Here is a 15,514-nt window from a genome sequence, read left to right on the forward strand (position 1 = left end):
GTTATACACCGATGAACATTGACTTCATTAGAAGGTTCCCTTCGTACATCATGTTATCCTTACCGTTATTTTTTAACGAATTCAGTAGCATGTATATTGATCGATTTTTAACCGAATACGACGAATCGCTGACCGGCGAGATGAATATCGACCCTCTTGGTCAGCTGGTTATTTGGTCATCCTGGGGCCAGGCTATCTTTCACAGCCGCATCACTTCAATTGCTAATGACGTCCGGCAATATACGCTTAACCTGCTGCACCACAGCGTTATCCGCGAAATCATCCGGGATGATGCTGTGCAAACGGCGGGTGCAATGAAAATACGCTATCCCAAAAAGCAGGCCCGGGAGTTTATCGCGGCAAGCCTTATCCATCTGGAGAATATTTATATTTATTCGATGCTGGCTGCGGAGCAGGGGGAAGTAACGCTCGCGGGCGTGCAGGGGATTAATAAGGCCCGGGCAAAATGGCATACCTCAGACAATAACCCTCAGCTTATTTTCGGCCACAGCAAAGAAAGTGAATTGCTGACAAATCAGCTTGCGCTTGGGACGAACGGCCGCTACAAGTCGCCGATGATCAGTATGAGGTTTTTCACCACATCCTACGATTATGATCTACCGGATAATAAGCCCGTATGGGAGGCTGCTGAAGCCTTTATTCAACAGGTCCACGCGTTACGCGAACTACGTACTACGGCACTGGCCTACCTTAAGCCGCTGATGGCCGAAGTGAGTAAGGATGCTCTTACACCCTTTTTCAGCGCTATTCCTGATGTCCTTAAATCTGCCTTCGTCAGCGCATTTCTCAATCCTAAATATGTAGGTAACTACTCGCAGGCCTTCTGGCTTGGCAGAACCGGGCTTAATAAGAATGGTGCGGGAGCTATTTATCAGGTACTGAAGCGTGAACGAGAATACCCGGAGCAATCTCCCTTACCGGTATCGGGGGTTTTTCATGAGGCCAGGAAGAATTCCGATCTCATGGCGGAGATGGATGATGGCGAGCGCCGAACGCTGGACTATATCATTGAGGCTGAACCATTTCTCTCTTTAGCCGACCTGATGTTCGCAGGGCTCAGGCGGCAGAGCCAGCAGACCCTCGCCGACTTTGCACAATTCTGGAAGGAACATGGACTGACGGAGCAGAGTTTACCTGAACTGTCGGCAAAGCTGGCACAAAACGCTGACCTTGTCGCATCGCTTTCCGGTACCCCCGGCAAACGCTTCAGGCAACTCCTTGAGCTTGCCAGCCGCCCCTCACTGGAGGAACAGGTGCGCGGGCTGCTGAACTATCACAATGAGCTGATGGAGATTCGCGGACAGTTTCCCTGGCTTGGACTTGATGGCGATACCCTCACGCTGCAGACATCTCCCGCCATTATCGATCGCGAGCGCAAGAGTGGCGATTGGGTAAATCATTATTACATCCCGCAATTCCGTAATTTACTGGATGGATTATGGGGAGATAAGACATGAAGCTTCTGGATATGTTTAAGAAGCAGATAGCGCAAATGGGGCCGCTGAAGCGCGTCTGGCTCACCACCTTTAACCTCGATATTGCCTTTGTTGAAAGCCGTATCCTTCCCGCCGTTTTGGATATGGACCCGCCCACGGGGCGGATGGACTATGAAGGGCTGCAGAGGGCATTAAGTGACAGTGGTATTGATTTCCGAATCTATTGCGATCCGCGAATGATCGACATTGTGAAGCCCAAAAGAACCTCTATAGGGATCTATCCGGTGTCGGTGCGCAAGCTTGCTGTTGATGAAGCACTATACCTGGACGGTGAACGCAGCCTGTTTCACCCAAAAGTGTTTTATCTTGAAGATAATAGTAAAAAAATTGTTCTCGGCGCCGGGAGCGCGAACCTTACGCTCAGCGGCTGGGGAAGGAATCAGGAGGCCGTAGACTTTCGGACGGTTTCCAGCAATGCGCAGTATCAGCAGATAAAACAGTTTTTTATGGGGCTTCTTGATGAGGAGCTTAGCTACGGGGACTTTTTCCCGGTGCGACGCAAATTTTATGGTGACGATCCTGACTGGTCGTTCATTCACAGTCTCAATCAGCACACATTATTAGATGCGCTAGCGGCGGGAGGAGAGCTGACAAAACTCAGCGTCTGGTCCCCCTACCTTGCCGACAGCTTGCCTGTGCTGATATCGAAGCTGGCGGGCCCTGAGCTGCGCGTTGAGCTCGTGCCCGATCTCGCCGCCGGACAATTTATTCGCACCCGCTGGGGAGAGGAGCTACAGACGCTCATTGCCTCGCAGCGATTGACGTTATTCAGGCCTCCCGCCGAGCGCGATCCGCGAATCATGATGACACACGCCAAGCTGTGGCTGGCAGAGAGTAGTGCGGGCCGTCACCTGGCGATTGGTTCCTGGAATTTTACCGGCCCGGGATGCAGTAGCCTGCCAGTAAAGGGCAGAAATGTTGAAGCCGGGATCGTGCACCCCGTCAGCAAAGGGACGAAGCTGTGCTCAGCGCCTTGGGCCGTGAGTGAAGGCGACTTTGCCTGCGAAGAGTTGCTGGAGGAGGAAGCACTGGTACCCGGCAGTCTGCCACCTTTCGACTTGACGGTCGTTTTTGACTGGCAGCGCTGCGAGTACAGGCTGTCAGGAGAGTGGTTCCTCGGTAAGCCACAGGAGGGTCATCTGCTGATTCTTCCCGGGGTCAAAAAGCCGGTCAGGCTTTCCTGGAACGTTGCTGACGGTGTGCTGAAATCCCCCTTAAAAATAAACGTTGAGCAAAGCGCCGCGCTGCTGGACAGCCCTTTCTACACGCTGCGTAAAGCCGGTGAAGCCGACTGGACCGGGACTATTGTTGAAACAGGTGCAGAATACCGCCGCGCCCTGCGCTTTAAATCCCTGGACGATATTCTCGACAGCTATATGAACGCCTCTGAACCTGAACAAAGCGATAATCTGATGCTCCGCAGCGCGGCGGGACAGGATGAACTGCTGAGCGAATCACTGGAAGAGGTCGCATCCGCAAGCCCGGAAAGCACCAGCTACTTTCGGCTGTTTCAGGCAATGCGGCTGCGCGGAAATGGGCTGTCGACCATAAAAGAGAGTAAGCAGCTGCATCGTCGCCTTTTCAGCGATCCCGGCTGCCTGCTGGAGCTGGCTGAGATGGTCCGTGCCCTGCTTGAGCAGCAGCCCGGCTCGGTATTTGGCTGGTTTCTGGCGCAAGAGGTCAATAGCATGGCGGATCGGGCAAAGGTGCGATTTGATCAGATTAAGCGGTCAAATACAGCGGACGCTGCAGATATTACCGTGCATCAGTGGCGCTCTCTGTACGTGGCTCCTCCGCCTCTAAAAGGGAAAAAAGGGACCCATCGTTATCTGAATATCATCCGCAAGGAGTGCAGCTATGACCACTAAACTCCCTAAGCTAATAACGCCGCATTGTGTCGCGAAAAAAATGAACTTTGATGCTGCAAATACCGCGTGGCGCTACGAGGCCGGCAGTACCAGCATGGCGGCTAAGCAGGCGGAAGGCGTGGCTGGCCTGTGGAACTTACTTACTCAGAAGCGGGTAGCCTTGCTTGCCGATGAAGTCGGGATGGGGAAAACCTACCAGGCAATCGCGGTGATGCTGCTGATGTGGCAGTTAAAGCCCGATGCGCGCATTTTGGTCATGGCACCTAACGCGACGTTGTGCAACAACTGGCAGACCGAGTTCTCTACCTTTGTCCATAAGCATCTCAGGATGAAAGAGAACCCTTTTACGTCTCAGGAAGGAAAGGAAAAATATGCACCGCAGTTTCACGGTCGGTTGGCGGAGTTAAGCGCTGCCGTTGGAGAGAAGTCTCACCATTTCTTTTTGACCACGATCTATTCGTTGAGTGGGCTAGTGCCTAAGGGGCAAAAAGAGGGCGATGTAATCTCCATTGCTGAGATGAATGGAGAGGTATATCGAAAAAAAATAAAAGCGGCTCTCGACGGCGTAGGTTTTGATTTAATCATCATCGACGAAGCCCACTATTTCCGCAATCGTGAGGGCAGCCAGCGAGCCGCCGCCGCGCAGACTTTTTTTGGCGAAGGGCATGATCGCCTGTCCAGCAATGCGCTTCTGCTTACTGCCACGCCAAATCACTCTGCCGCCCGTAATGTATACGATATATTAAGTTACTTTATCGATATCAAGCAGACCTATGACGAAGATGACGTGCGTTCTTTGATGGAAAACTTCGCCATCCGTCGATTGCGTAAGATGTCAGGAAGCGATAACCAGCATTACAGTAAATATGCGTATCGCCGGGAGCAGGCTACAGGCGCCAGCTTTACCGGCAATATTGATGCAGAATTGTTTTTTGCCCTGTATCAAAAAAGTCTGGTTAAAGAACTGGATGAAAATAATAAGGGCACCGGCGACAAGCGAATGATGTATGGATACCTGGAGGGTTTTGAATCCATTGGTAATATTGAGAAAATTCAGGACATACATGATAACGCAGATGCAAACAGTGATTTTAACCATGCGGCAGATTCGGAGTTATTAACCGAATTAACCCGGCAGTTTCATAACGTTTATCACCGTTTTCCGGACCATCCGAAATATGATGTTCTGGTCAACACGTGCATGTCCGGCGATCCCTTCATGTCTGGGGCGCTTTATGACCGCAAGCACCTGGTCTTTGTCCGTCGCATCCCGTCAGTGCGCGAGATAACGCAGCGCATAAATGCTCGCTATGATGAAATGATGGCCGAGCGCTTAATCCGGCTTTGGCAACTGCCGCCGGAGGCGTTAGAGAAATGGCGTAGTACGCGCTGGTCCAGGGATGAGTATGAAAACCTGATATCGATAAAGGCTATCCACTCTCACGAGCCGGATGAGCCTGCCGAAGAGAGCCTGCCGGACGATGACGACGAAGAAAACGAAGCCAAGCTTTCCAGCAGGATTGCGGCCCTGTTTGTGACCCAAAAGAGCGGCCCGCTGCGGCGCACGGACTGCAGCAACGTCAGCCTGCGTTTTCGTCGCCCTGAAAGTCTGCTGTCGCTGTTTCTGGAGCCGGCTTGCGATGGTTTTGTGGGGGCCTATACGCAATATTATCGCAGGGAGTCCGGCGATCGGATGCGCGATAGCTATAGTGATGCCGCGAGAGATACTCGTCAGGAAAGGCTGGGGGAGAATGTTGCAAACTATGCCCACCCTATGCCAACGGCCTGGGGAATTATGTTCGATTTACTTCCTGAGCGGCATCAGCAGCAGATAAAAGCATGGAAAGCGCAGTCGAACGGCATGGCAATAATCGAGAACTTTGCTAACTATCTGCGCATCGGCTATCTGTTCGCCAGCCCGGTGATGGTCGAGCTTTACTGCTGGTTCACAGAATTTAATCGTGAACCCCAGCGCGGCGATGCCCAACAGCGGTATTTGCATTTTATCGCGTGGGTTACGCCGAAGCTTAAGCATTCGCTGATGCTGCGCTACTTCTCGGCAGCTATCGAGACCTTTGAAACGCTGTGCGAGAAGATTGTCGGGCAACGGCTAGATAATAGCCTATATGCCTGGCGCGAGCTCAGCAGCCTGAACAGTCCGGCATGGTACGCCAGCGGGGAGTCTCATAATCGCGAACGGCTTATACGCGGATTTAACTCGCCATTCTTCCCGGATGTGCTGGTGGCAACTTCGGTAATGCAGGAAGGCGTAAACCTGCATCTGCAGTGTCATAAAGTCCATCACTACGGCATTGCCTGGACGCCTGGTGATAATGAGCAGCGTAATGGCCGCGTCGACCGTCTCTTCGGCTGCGTAAACAGGCTGCTCGAAGAGAGCAGCAATGCCGAGCTGGTGATTAATTATCCCTATCTTGCAGGCTCATTCGATCAGGATCAGCTGGCTTCATTTATCCGGCATAAGTACGCCGTGGAGGAGAAGCTGGATAACTGTGAAACCCAACGTTTCAATCGCGAAATCGATACTCAGGAGAGTACCTCAGGCTGGCGGCAGTGGCTACGGCAACCCGTTCGGGATCGGGAAGTCGAAGATCCCTACCCGGCGAAGTGGGCTCAAAAGTAGCTTTGTTTAGACTACACGGGAATAGGGCTAGCCGCTCAGACAGGGCATTATCCATGACGGGATATTCAATCTTGCAGACAGCGGCTATTTTAGCCGCTTCTGCACCAATTCACGCTTTCGCTTCCACGATATCCGCCACGCCCGGAGGCATAAGAAATCGTCTACCGCTTGCGCAAACCACCGGGTATTGAGAAGCGCAATCGAGGCAATACTCAGCCCGGCATTAAGCAAAGCCGTAATCAGATAGAATAGCCGGTTCTCAGTACCGCCGAACGCCTGCGTTAAAGCAAAAACGATATAGCCTGAAGAGAGCGCAGCCAGGCCGCAGACCAGGATTAAATATCCTGTGAGCGCCCTGGAATATCCTCTGCCGAGCATAATTACAGGCGCATATAACAAAGGGCAAAATAGCAGGATACTGGGGACAACGCCGGCCATAACAGCATATTCTGGCCATTCCGCGAGTGTGAAAATGCCCCGCCAGATAAAGAACAGCGGGTGGGTGAAGCTGATAAGCGCGCAAAACATACTGACCACGAGCGGCCACGAGAACAGGAGCTGATGTCTTATGGCCGGCGAAAGCGCGTGAGTCATGGGATCGACACCCGGCGCATTTCCTTGCCTGAGCTGCATCTCAAAGCGTTTCATCCGCGCCATGCTGGCTCTGAGCTGCTTCATGTCACCTCTGATAGATATAAAGTGGACTTACCGCAGCTGAATTGTAACCCGTCTGTTGCTTAAAATCGCCCGATCTAAAACGACTAAAGCAGCCCGCGGGCTGCTCTGTTTCTTAATGCTTAACTACCTATCACCCCGCCATCCTCTTTCACAATCACCACCGTTGCCGACCTCGGCCTCCCGTCGGCCCGGCCGTCCGGCCAGTTGGAGACCGCCCGCGGATTGGCGGGATCGGTAATATCGTCGCCGCCTTCGCCCGGATGCTGAATGTTGATAAACAGCGTGCGGTTATCCGGCGTAAAGGCGATGCCGGTGATTTCGCAGCCGCAGGGGCCGGTGAGGAAGCGGCGGTAGTCGTTGCTGCCGGGGAGGGTCGCCACCATCTGGTTGTTGCCCATGCCTTCGTAAGCCTTTTTATTGATGGTGCTGGAGGAGACGTCGGTCTGGATCCACAGTACGCCGCGGTGGTCGAAGGCGAGGCCGTCGGGGCTGCCGAACGCCGCGCCCTGCATATTGCCTTTGCTTGCCGGGTCGGCGCTGTCGGGGCGTCCGGCCAGCACCAGAATGTCCCACGCAAAACGCGCGGCGGCCGGATCCGAGCCGTCTTCGCGCCAGTGCATGATGTGGCCGAACAGATTATTGGCGCGCGGGTTGGCGGCGTCCGGCGGTGCCTTGCCTTCTTTACCGCGATCGCTGTTGTTGGTCAGCGTGCAGTAGACGCTGCCGCTGGCGTGGGGATCGACGGCGATCCACTCCGGGCGATCCATTTTGGTGGCCCCCACCGCGTCGGCGGCCAGCCGGGTTTTGATCAGCAGATCCCCCTGGCTGTCGAAGCCGTGGGCCTGATCCAGGCCGTTTTCACCGAACGTCAGCGGCAGCCAGTCGCCGGTTCCGTCCGGGTTGAAGCGGGCGACGTACAGCGTTCCCGACGTCAGCAGGTCCATGCCGGCCCGGCGATCGGCGGGATCGTATTTTTTATCAGAGACAAATTTATAGATGTACTCGAACTTCTGATCGTCGCCCATGTACACCACCGCCCGCTTATCGGCCGCCAGGGTGACGGCGGCGCCTTCGTGCTTGAAGCGGCCGAGCGCCGTGTGCTTGCGCGGCGTGGAGTGCGGATCGTAGGGATCGATCTCCACCACCCAGCCAAAGCGGTTCGGCTCGTTGGGGGTCTTATCGACGCTGAAGCGGTCATCCACTTCGCTCCAGCGGTAGGAGGCGTCGCTGTCGCTGATACCGTAGCGTTTCTCAAGCGTCGTGGCGGCGGCTTTTTTAACAAAAATATCCGACCAGTTCTCTTCGCAGGTCAGGTAGGTGCCCCACGGCGTGCGGCCGTTGGCGCAGTTCTGCATGGTGCCGAGCACGCGCTCGCCCAGCGGGTCCGCCGCCGTTTTCATCAGCGTCTGGTGGCGGGCGGGGCCGGTGAGCAGCATCGGCGTATTGACGGTTATCCGCCGGGCAAAGGCCGAGGGGCGCACCACCTGCCAGCCGCTGTCCGCCTTCTTCACTTCAATCACCGACACGCCCATGGCGTTCTGCCCCTTGCGCGCCTTGTCCAGGCTCCAGTCGGCGGTGCCGTCTTTGAACAGCATGCCGTTATCAATGTATTCGTGGTTGAGGGCCAGCAGGCCGTGGTCCGGGCCGTCGCCGCCCTGCGGCAGGCTGAACCAGGCCATGCCGTCGTGGTGCATACCGGCCTGCAGCGCCTGCTCGTCGCTGCTGTTGCTGGCGTCCGGTTTGAAGTCGGGCATCCCGCCCGCGATACCGGTGGCGTCGCCCCAGCGGTAAAAGGGGCGCGCGACGTAGCCCGGCGGCACGGTGACGGTATCCGCCGTGGAGACGGGAATGCTGGTAAATCCCAGCGCCACGGCCTTCGCCAGCGGCGTGGTCTGCGGAGCAGACGCTAAGGCGCTGCCGGTGCCGGTCAGAAAGGGAAAAGCAACGCCGGCCCCGGCCACCGCGCCCAGCTGCAGAAAGCGGCGGCGTGAGAGGTAGGCATCTGCCACCTCCGAAAACGCCGGATTGACGCTGCGGTTGCTGATATCGGCGCGGTGCTCGTTTTTGAAAACGGATTTTAGCGGTCTGCCCATTGCGGCTTCCTGTTATTGTGACGTTAAGAGGTGAATGTGCTGACCAGACTAAGAATAGTTTGTTACAAATTAATAACAGGTATGGGGAAAGATTGCCGGATGTGTCCGGATCGGCGCCGCGGCCTCCCTGCCGCACTTGTACGCCGCAGAATTAAAAAGCAATCTCCGGAGTGTTTTGCCACGCGAAAGCGGCCACACTGCGACTGTGTTACTCTCTTTTCAGCCACAGCGCAGAGGACGGTTATGATGTCAAAACGTACCCCCTGGGCCACCGACGATGCCCGCTGGCAGGCGGTGGTCGAGCGCAACAAAGCCGCTGACGGACACTTCGTCTACGGCGTGCGCACCACCGGCCTCTACTGCCTGCCGTCCGGTTCTGCGCGTCTGCCAAAGCGCGAGAATGTTGAGTTCTTCGACTCGCCGGCAGAGGCCGAATCGCAGGGCTATCGCCCCGGCAAGCGCTTTCTACGCCAGCAGGCGAGCGATCCGGCGGCGGCCATTGCCCGCGCCTGCCGCTATATCGAAGCGTGCGACGATCCGCCGACCCTGGCCGATATCGCCGCCCGCGCGGGAATGAGCGCCTTCCACTTTCACCGCCTGTTCAGGGCTGCCACCGGCCTGACGCCGAAGGCCTATGCCGCCGCGCACCGCAGCCAGCGCCTGCGCGGCCGGCTGCGCGAGGCTCAGCGCGTCACCGATGCTTTCGTTGATGCCGGCTTCGGCTCCAGCGGCCGTTTTTATGAAAGCGCGCCGGCGATGCTCGGCATGACGCCGAAAAACTGGCGGGCCGGAGGCGAGGGCGTGCGCATCTGGTTTGCCCTCGGGGCCTGCTCGCTGGGCGATATTCTGGTGGCGCAGAGCGCAAAGGGTATCTGCGCCATCCTGCTCGGGGAGGATGCCGACGCTCTGTTGCGCGAGCTGCAGGACAGCTTCCCGCAGGCGGAGCTGGTGGGCGGCGACGCGGCGTTTGAGCAGGTCGTTGCCCGGGTGGTGGGCTTTATCGAGCATCCGCAGGCTGGCCTCGGGCTGCCGCTGGACATCCGCGGCACCGCCTTCCAGCAGCGGGTGTGGCAGGCGCTGCGCGATATTCCGCCGGGGGCTACCGTCAGCTACGCCGAGGTCGCCCGCCGCATCGGTTCGCCGAATGCCGTGCGCGCCGTCGCCGGGGCCTGCGCCGCTAATAAACTGGCAGTGGCGATCCCCTGCCACCGGGTGGTGCGCAACGACGGCGCACTGTCGGGCTACCGCTGGGGCGTCGAGCGCAAGCGGGCGCTGCTGGAGAAAGAGGCGAAGGCCGGCTAGTCCCGCTCCTCCTTCAGACGCCGCCAGAGGGTGGTCCGGCTGATGCCGAGCCGCCGGGCGGCGGCCTGCCTGTCGCCTTTGCACAGCGCCAGCGTCTCGCTGGCCGTTAGCGGCACAACTGCCGGGACCGCATCCTGCCGGGCATAGATCTCCGGCACCACCATCTTCAGATCGCGCGCATCCTGCGGGCCGCCGTTTGCCAGCAGCAGCGCCAGCCGCTCGGCGACGTTGCGCAGCTCGCGAATATTGCCCGGCCAGGCGTAGTCCAGCAGCGGAGTGATGTACTGCTCCAGCCGCCGGGCCAGCGGCTCGCCGGGCGTCACCGCCATCGCCGCCAGCGCGCGATAAATACTCTCCCTGGCCAGCAGGCGGATATCCTCTCCGCGTGCGCGCAGCGGCGGGAGCGGCAGGCGCAGCGCGCTCAGGCGGTAGAACAGGTCGGCGCGGAAGCGGCCCTCGGCAATGTCGCGGTCGAGGTTGCAGTGGGTGGCGCTGATCACTCGGAACTCGACGTCGATGGGCTGATGGCCGCCGACGCGGGTGACGCGCCGCTCCTCAAGCACCCGCAGGAGTCGGGTCTGCAGATGCAGCGGCATCTCGCCGATCTCGTCGAGAAACAGCGTGCCGCCGCTGGCCACCTCCAGCAGCCCGCTGCGCCCGCCGCGCCGCGAGCCGGTGAACGCCCCCTCTTCATAGCCGAACAGCTCGGCCTCCAGCAGCGATTCGGCGATGGCCCCGCAGTTGATCGCCACGAACGGCGGCTGCCGCCCGCGTCCGGCGGCGCCGCGGCGGGCGAAGTACTCCTGGTGCAGGGCCTGGGCGGCCAGCTCTTTGCCGGTGCCGGTCTCACCCTCAATCAGCACCGCCGCCGGCGAGCGGGCGTAGAGCATGATGGTATTGCGCACCCGCACCATCGGCGGCGAGTCGCCCTGTAAATCCGCCAGGCCGTAGCGCGCCCTGAGCGTATCGCGCCGGCGGCCGGCGGCGCGGCGCTGCGCGCCGCCCAGCGACAGGCGGGTGAGATCCAGCGCGTCGCTGAAGGCTTCCCGGATGGTGGTCGCCGAATAGAGAAAGATGGCGGTCATGCCCGCTTCCTCGGCCAGTTCGGTCACCAGCCCGGCGCCGACGACGGTGTTTATCCCGGCGGCCTTCAGTTCGCCTATCTGCCCGCGGGCGTCCTCTTCGGTGACGTAGCTGCGCTGCTCCAGCGGTAGCCCAAAGGCGGTCTGAAACTCCTGCAGCGCCGGCAGCGGCGTTTTATAGGTGATGACGCCGATGCGCTCGCTGACCCGCCGCGCCTTGCTCAGGGCCTGGAGCAGATCGAAGCCGCCGGGGCGGATCAGGATCACCGGCACCGACAGGCGGCTCTTGAGATATGCGCCGTTGGAGCCGGCGGCAATGATGGCGTCGCAGTGCTCGGTGGTGAGTTTCTTGCGGATGTACTGCACCGCTTTTTCGAAGCCGAGCTGGATCGGCGTAATGGTGGCAAGGTGGTCGAACTCAAGGCTGATATCGCGGAAGAGATCGAACAGCCGGGTAATGGAGACGGTCCAGATAACCGGCCGGTCGGCGTGGGGGACAGGGCTGGCGTCAGACATAGCGAATCACCGAGTTTGTTTCATGAATGTTGCAATTTTAACCGATGAAACGCGTTATGAAACGCGAGCCGTTGCACCTTTTCACCATTCTCTTAGCTCAGTGAATAATAAAGTGATTTTTTTCATGGCGTTAGTCAGTAAGGCTGGTGAGATCCGTTTTCTGGCATACCTCTTGCTCCTTTGTGTTTACATTTAAATAACAAAAGGGTGCTGCCATGGGCACACGATCACCGGGACAGGCGTTTCGCGCCGCCCTCAGTAAAGAGAAGCCGCTGCAGATTGCCGGCGCGATTAACGCCAACCACGCCCTGCTGGCGCAGCGGGCGGGTTTTGAGGCGATTTACCTTTCCGGCGGCGGCGTGGCGGCGGGTTCGCTGGGCCTGCCGGATCTCGGCATCTCCACGCTCGACGACGTGCTGACCGATATCCGCCGCATTACCGACGTCTGCCCGCTGCCGCTGCTGGTCGACGTCGACAGCGGCTTCGGCGCCTCGGCGTTTAACGTCGCCCGCACCGTGAAGTCGGTGAGCAAGGCGGGGGCCGCCGCGCTGCATATTGAGGATCAGGTGGGCGCCAAGCGCTGCGGCCACCGCCCTAACAAGGCCATTGTGCCAACGGCGGAGATGGTGGACCGCATTAAAGCGGCGGTGGACGCCCGCCCCGATGACGATTTCGTGATTATGGCCCGCACCGACGCCCTGGCGGTGGAGGGGCTGGAGGCCGCGCTGGAGCGGTCGATGGCCTACATCGAGGCCGGGGCCGACATGCTGTTTCCCGAGGCGATCACCGAGCTTGCGATGTACCGCCAGTTTGCCGACGCGGTGCGGGTGCCGATCCTCGCCAATATCACCGAGTTCGGCGCCACGCCGCTGTTCACCACCGAGGAACTGCGCTCGGTGAACGTGGCGATGGCGCTCTATCCGCTGTCGGCGTTTCGTGCTATGAACCGCGCGGCGGAGCGGGTCTACGGCGCCCTGCGCCGGGACGGGACCCAGCAGGCCGTTATCGACAGCATGCAGACCCGCAGCGAACTCTACGACAGCATCAACTACTACCAGTTTGAAGAGAAGCTCGACGCCCTGTTCGCCAGGGGCGGCGGCCGCTAGGGCCGCGCAGCAAGCCTTACCCTACACCTGCATTACCAAAAAATAAGAATGAGGCCAGTATGAGTGAAACGACCCTTTTACAAAGTACGAATGGCAGTAAACCGAAAAAGTCCGTCGCCCTCTCCGGCGTGCCGGCGGGCAATACCGCCCTCTGCTCGGTAGGCCGCAGCGGCAACGATCTGCACTATCGCGGCTACGATATTCTCGACCTTGCCCGCCACTGCGAGTTTGAAGAGGTGGCCTGGCTGCTGATCCACGGCAAGCTGCCCAACCGCGATGAGCTACTGGCCTATAAGACCCGGCTGAAGGCGCTGCGCGGGCTCCCCGCCAACGTGCGCACGGTGCTGGAGTCGCTCCCCGCCGCGTCGCATCCGATGGACGTGATGCGCACCGGCGTGTCGGCGCTGGGCTGCACCCTGCCGGAGAAGGAGGGGCACACCGTCTCAGGAGCGCGGGATATCGCCGATAAGCTGCTGGCCTCGCTGGGTTCCATCCTGCTCTACTGGTATCACTACAGTCACAACGGCGAGCGCGTTCAACCGGAGACCGACGATGACACGGTCGGCGGCCACTTCCTGCACCTGCTGCACGGCAGGGCGCCGTCGGAGAGCCACATTAAGGCGATGCACGCTTCGCTTATCCTCTACGCTGAACACGAGTTCAACGCCTCGACCTTTACCAGCCGGGTGATCGCCGGCACCGGGTCGGATATCTATTCCGCTATTATCGGCGGCATCGGCGCGCTGCGCGGGCCGAAGCACGGCGGCGCCAACGAGGTGTCGCTGGAGATCCAGCAGCGCTACGAGACCCCCGACGAAGCCGAGCAGGACATTCGCCGCCGCATTGAAAACAAAGAGGTGGTGATCGGCTTCGGCCATCCGGTCTACACGATTTCCGATCCGCGCCACGAGGTGATCAAGACCATCGCCCGGCAGCTGTCGCAGGAGGCCGGATCGATGAAGATGTACGACATCGCCGACCGGCTGGAGGCGGTGATGCAGGAGACCAAGAAGATGTTCCCCAACCTCGACTGGTTCTCGGCGGTCTCCTACAACATGATGGGCGTCCCCACCGAGATGTTCACTCCGCTGTTTGTGATGGCCCGCGTCTGCGGCTGGTCGGCGCACATCATCGAGCAGCGGCAGGACAACAAAATCATTCGCCCTTCGGCCAACTACACCGGACCGGAAGAACGCCCCTTTGTTGCCCTGGCGCAGCGCCCGTAATCTTTAAAAAGGAAACCGTGATGTCTCAGCCTGTTGCCGCGCAGCGCGCACCCTTTGACCGGGAAATGGTCGATATTGTTGATTACGTAATGAACTACCGCATTGAGTCCGACGTTGCCTGGCGCACCGCCCACTACTGCCTGCTGGATACCCTCGGCTGCGGGCTGGAGGCGCTGGAGTACCCGGCCTGCAAAAAGCTGATGGGGCCCGTTGTTCCCGGCACGGTGGTGCCGAACGGCGCCCGGGTGCCCGGCACCCAGTTTCAGCTCGATCCGGTGCAGGCGGCCTTTAACATCGGGGTGATGATCCGCTGGCTCGACTTTAACGACACCTGGCTGGCGGCGGAGTGGGGGCATCCCTCCGATAACCTCGGCGGCATTCTGGCGGTGGCCGACTGGCTGTCGCGTAGCGCGGTGGCCGCCGGCAGGCCGCCGCTGACCATGAAGGCAGTGCTGAACGGCATGATCAAGGCCCACGAGATCCAGGGCGTCATCGCCCTGGAGAACGCCTTCAACCGCGTCGGGCTGGATCATGTCCTGCTGGTGAAGGTGGCCTCTACCGCCGTGGTCGCAGAGATGCTGGGCCTGAGCCGGGAAGAGATCCTCAACGCCGTGTCGCTGGCGTGGGTAGACGGCCAGGCGCTGCGCACCTATCGCCACGCGCCCAACGCCGGCAGCCGCAAGTCCTGGGCCGCCGGGGACGCCACCTCGCGGGCGGTGCGCCTGGCGCTGATGGCGTGCACCGGCGAGATGGGCTATCCCACGGCGCTGACGGCTAAAACCTGGGGCTTCTACGATGTCTCTTTTAAAGGCGAGGTGTTCCGCTTCCAGCGCCCGTACGGCGCTTACGTGATGGAGAACGTGCTGTTTAAAATCTCCTTCCCGGCGGAGTTCCACGCCCAGACCGCCGTCGAGGCGGCGATGACCCTGCACCACAGGATGCGCGAGGCCGGTAAATCGGCGGCGGATATCGAGCGGGTCACCATCCGCACCCACGAAGCCTGTATCCGCATTATCGACAAGCAGGGGCCGCTCAATAACCCGGCCGACCGGGACCACTGTATTCAGTATATGGTCGCGGTGCCGCTGCTCTGGGGGCGGCTGACCGCCGCCGACTACGAGGACGGCGCAGCGGCCGATCCGGCGATTGATGCTCTGCGCGCCCGCATTGAATGCCGGGAAGACCCGCAGTTCACCCGCGACTATCACGACCCGGACAAGCGCTCTATCGCCAACGCGCTGACCGTGACCTTCGCCGACGGCAGCCGCCTGGACGAGGAGGTGGTCGAGTATCCCATCGGCCACGCCCGCCGCCGCGAGGAGGGTATTCCGCTGCTGGTAGAGAAGTTCAGGACCAACCTGGCGCGCCAGTTCCCGGCCCGCCAGCAGCAGCGCATCCTCGACGCCTCGCTGGACAGAGCGCGGCTGGAGCAGATGCCGGTCAATGTGTACCTCGACCTGTTCGTTATCTGATCCGGAGGCCGCT

10 protein-coding genes are annotated in these 15,514 nt (G+C 59.5%); 7 read left to right on the forward strand and 3 right to left on the reverse strand.

The window, feature by feature from the left end:
* Nucleotides 1-89: 89 nt before the first annotated feature.
* The 3 genes from ENGE1_RS03360 to ENGE1_RS03370 are packed head-to-tail and all read left to right on the forward strand — an operon-like array spanning nucleotide 90 to nucleotide 6,026.
* Nucleotides 90-1,478, forward strand: coding sequence for a hypothetical protein (locus tag ENGE1_RS03360; protein WP_064360553.1), 1,389 nt, complete (start codon nucleotides 90-92; stop codon nucleotides 1,476-1,478).
* Complete coding sequence (locus ENGE1_RS03365; RefSeq protein ID WP_048255213.1) at nucleotides 1,475-3,385, forward strand: phospholipase D-like domain-containing protein; 1,911 nt, start codon at nucleotides 1,475-1,477, stop codon at nucleotides 3,383-3,385. The genes ENGE1_RS03360 and ENGE1_RS03365 overlap by 4 nt, the downstream gene beginning before the upstream one ends.
* A complete protein-coding gene (locus ENGE1_RS03370) occupies nucleotides 3,375-6,026 on the forward strand; it encodes a DEAD/DEAH box helicase (protein ID WP_048255215.1) in 2,652 nt (883 codons plus the stop codon). Before ENGE1_RS03365 ends, ENGE1_RS03370 begins: the two co-directional genes overlap by 11 nt.
* A gap of 84 nt (nucleotides 6,027-6,110) precedes the next feature.
* Here ENGE1_RS03370 and ENGE1_RS03375 read toward each other — a convergent pair whose 3' ends face one another.
* Both ENGE1_RS03375 and ENGE1_RS03380 read right to left on the reverse strand, forming a co-directional pair.
* Nucleotides 6,111-6,704, reverse strand: coding sequence for a hypothetical protein (locus ENGE1_RS03375; RefSeq protein ID WP_048255217.1), 594 nt, complete (start codon nucleotides 6,702-6,704; stop codon nucleotides 6,111-6,113).
* A gap of 119 nt (nucleotides 6,705-6,823) precedes the next feature.
* Nucleotides 6,824-8,797, reverse strand: coding sequence for a PhoX family protein (locus ENGE1_RS03380; RefSeq protein WP_048255219.1), 1,974 nt, complete (start codon nucleotides 8,795-8,797; stop codon nucleotides 6,824-6,826).
* A gap of 246 nt (nucleotides 8,798-9,043) precedes the next feature.
* On the opposite strand from ENGE1_RS03380, the gene ada reads away from it, so the two are divergent.
* Nucleotides 9,044-10,099: a bifunctional DNA-binding transcriptional regulator/O6-methylguanine-DNA methyltransferase Ada gene (gene ada / locus ENGE1_RS03385; protein WP_048255221.1), complete on the forward strand. Its 1,056-nt coding sequence runs from the start codon at nucleotides 9,044-9,046 to the stop codon at nucleotides 10,097-10,099.
* Here ada and prpR read toward each other — a convergent pair.
* A complete protein-coding gene (gene prpR, locus ENGE1_RS03390; protein WP_048255223.1) occupies nucleotides 10,096-11,697 on the reverse strand; it encodes a propionate catabolism operon regulatory protein PrpR in 1,602 nt (533 codons plus the stop codon). The genes ada and prpR overlap by 4 nt on opposite strands.
* Before the next feature lie 215 nt (nucleotides 11,698-11,912).
* On the opposite strand from prpR, the gene prpB reads away from it, so the two are divergent.
* From prpB to ENGE1_RS03405, 3 genes are read left to right on the forward strand one after another with little or no spacing between them, the layout of a single operon-like run.
* Nucleotides 11,913-12,803, forward strand: coding sequence for a methylisocitrate lyase (gene prpB / locus ENGE1_RS03395; protein WP_043080763.1), 891 nt, complete (start codon nucleotides 11,913-11,915; stop codon nucleotides 12,801-12,803).
* 59 nt (nucleotides 12,804-12,862) lie between these two features.
* Nucleotides 12,863-14,029 carry a bifunctional 2-methylcitrate synthase/citrate synthase gene (gene prpC / locus ENGE1_RS03400; RefSeq protein WP_048255224.1) on the forward strand — a complete coding sequence of 389 codons (1,167 nt, stop codon included), beginning with the start codon at nucleotides 12,863-12,865 and terminating at the stop codon, nucleotides 14,027-14,029.
* Between the two features lie 20 nt (nucleotides 14,030-14,049).
* Complete coding sequence (locus ENGE1_RS03405; protein ID WP_048255225.1) at nucleotides 14,050-15,501, forward strand: bifunctional 2-methylcitrate dehydratase/aconitate hydratase; 1,452 nt, start codon at nucleotides 14,050-14,052, stop codon at nucleotides 15,499-15,501.
* The last annotated feature ends 13 nt before the right edge of the window (nucleotides 15,502-15,514 follow it).

It is taken from the genome of Pluralibacter gergoviae ATCC 33028 = NBRC 105706 (genome assembly GCF_001598855.1).
GTDB classification, from domain to species: Bacteria; Pseudomonadota; Gammaproteobacteria; order Enterobacterales; family Enterobacteriaceae; genus Pluralibacter; species Pluralibacter gergoviae.

Coding starts and splice junctions, on each gene's coding strand:
- ENGE1_RS03360 (WP_064360553.1), top strand. CDS start 90: ATGTATATTGATCGATTTTTAACCGAATACGACGAATCGCTGACCGGC.
- ENGE1_RS03365 (WP_048255213.1), top strand. CDS start 1,475: ATGAAGCTTCTGGATATGTTTAAGAAGCAGATAGCGCAAATGGGGCCG.
- ENGE1_RS03370 (WP_048255215.1), top strand. CDS start 3,375: ATGACCACTAAACTCCCTAAGCTAATAACGCCGCATTGTGTCGCGAAA.
- ENGE1_RS03375 (WP_048255217.1), bottom strand. CDS start 6,704: ATGAAGCAGCTCAGAGCCAGCATGGCGCGGATGAAACGCTTTGAGATG.
- ENGE1_RS03380 (WP_048255219.1), bottom strand. CDS start 8,797: ATGGGCAGACCGCTAAAATCCGTTTTCAAAAACGAGCACCGCGCCGAT.
- ada (WP_048255221.1), top strand. CDS start 9,044: ATGTCAAAACGTACCCCCTGGGCCACCGACGATGCCCGCTGGCAGGCG.
- prpR (WP_048255223.1), bottom strand. CDS start 11,697: ATGTCTGACGCCAGCCCTGTCCCCCACGCCGACCGGCCGGTTATCTGG.
- prpB (WP_043080763.1), top strand. CDS start 11,913: ATGGGCACACGATCACCGGGACAGGCGTTTCGCGCCGCCCTCAGTAAA.
- prpC (WP_048255224.1), top strand. CDS start 12,863: ATGAGTGAAACGACCCTTTTACAAAGTACGAATGGCAGTAAACCGAAA.
- ENGE1_RS03405 (WP_048255225.1), top strand. CDS start 14,050: ATGTCTCAGCCTGTTGCCGCGCAGCGCGCACCCTTTGACCGGGAAATG.